This window comes from Sunxiuqinia indica (assembly GCF_009847015.1).
Classification (GTDB): Bacteria; Bacteroidota; Bacteroidia; order Bacteroidales; family Prolixibacteraceae; genus Sunxiuqinia; species Sunxiuqinia indica.
In genome coordinates this window covers 1-1,615 of record NZ_WVEM01000036.1, presented here as the reverse complement: position 1 = coordinate 1,615, position 1,615 = coordinate 1, and the positions used below count along the sequence as shown (strand labels likewise).

The window sequence follows — 1,615 nt, the reverse complement described above, 5'->3', positions numbered from 1 at the left end:
TTAACCCGAATTATTCATCTCGAGTACAATAAAATGGGTGCAAAGTGTTATCTTTAAGTATATTAAGCAAAACAACAACACTTTCTAACGCACCCATTTATGAGCAATAAAGATACCGTTTTTTACCGAGGCAGGACAGCAATAAGCATGAATTTTTCAGCAGATGAAGTTAGTTCTGACGGAGCCGTACTACTGCTGGAAAAACTTGAAAGGAAAAACCGCATATTGCACTATTTTAGCCAGGTGATCCCCGATCATCGTGATCCCTTTCGTATAGTTCATCCCATTGAAAAGCTTTTGAAGCAGCGGGTTTTCACCCTGATACAAGGTTACGAAGATGCCAATGACGTCCAATACCTGAAGAACGATCCGCTGTTAAAAGATATCCTTGATGGAGAGTTAGCTTCCCAGCCTACCATGTCAAGGTTTGAAAATAGTTTTGACAAGCATTCTGTTTTTGCTTTGTGCCATGCCTGGACCGACCGTTATGTAAGCACCCTGGGAAACAGGAAAAAGGTTGTGATCGACATTGATGGCACCGATGACCCCACTCATGGGGCCCAGCAATTGTCGATGTTCAACGGCTATTATGGCCAGTTCATGTACAACGAATTGTTTTTCCACGATGGGGATACCGGGCAAATAATTGCCCCAATCTTACGCCCGGGAAACAGCCACTCCAATAAATGGTATGTTGCCATTTTAAAACGGATATTGAAAAAAATAAGGGCAGCTTACCCTAAAATAGAAATCGTTATCCGTGCCGACAGTGGTTTCAGTTGCCCTGCTTTCTATCAACTGGCAGATGACTTTAACCTTCAGTTTGCTATTGGCCTGGCCTCAAACGAAACATTGAAGAAGAAAACGGCCAGGGCAGAGAAAGCTGTCCGCCATTTATTTGTTTCCAATAATATCAAGCACCAACATTTTATAAGCTTTACCTATCAGGCGGGGAGCTGGCATAAACCACAACAATGTTATTCAAAAATAGAAAGCACAGGCAAGGGATTAAACATCAGGCATATTGTAAGTAATATGGAACAAGCCGATGCCCGGAGTGTCTATTTCGGGTTTTATGTAAAAAGGGGTGAGGCCAGCGAAAACAGGATCAAGGAGGTGAAGAACATGTGTTTTTCAGACCGGTTGTCGGACCATGGCTTTTGGGCAAATTTTCTTCGCCTGTTCCTTAGCAGTTTAGCTTACGAAATATTTTTACTCCTGAAAGAAGCAATAAAGAAAACAGGTTTTGAATTGGCAAAAAAATGGCAGGTTGATACCATCAGGGTATCGTTGTTGAAAATTGGGGCAACCATAAAAATAACAAAAAGAAGAGTGTACTATCGCTTTTCAAAAGCGTTTGTACATCAGGAACTGTTTCGGCAACTGATCTTTCAATAAATATACAGCAGCAATAAAAGCAACAATGGGATTGCTATGCCCTGTTGTCAAAAAATGAGGGTTTTAGAACAAAAATAGCCGAATAGAATACAGATAATGCCCTTGTATTTATATCCCCATCAGAATTTGACGCAATTTTTATTAAATCCAACGATCAAAAATAAAACCCCGCAAATTACAATGTCCGATTCTTTGGCTGATGAATAATGCGGGTTAA

The 1,615-nt window shown here is 40.6% G+C and carries 1 protein-coding gene; it reads left to right on the top strand.

The genetic code is table 11. The features are described 5' to 3' along the window. Window positions 1–99: 99 nt before the first annotated feature. On the top strand, window positions 100–1,398 hold the full coding sequence (locus GR929_RS21710) for an IS1380 family transposase (RefSeq protein ID WP_159523925.1): 1,299 nt from the start codon (window positions 100–102) through the stop codon (window positions 1,396–1,398). Window positions 1,399–1,615: the final 217 nt, after the last annotated feature.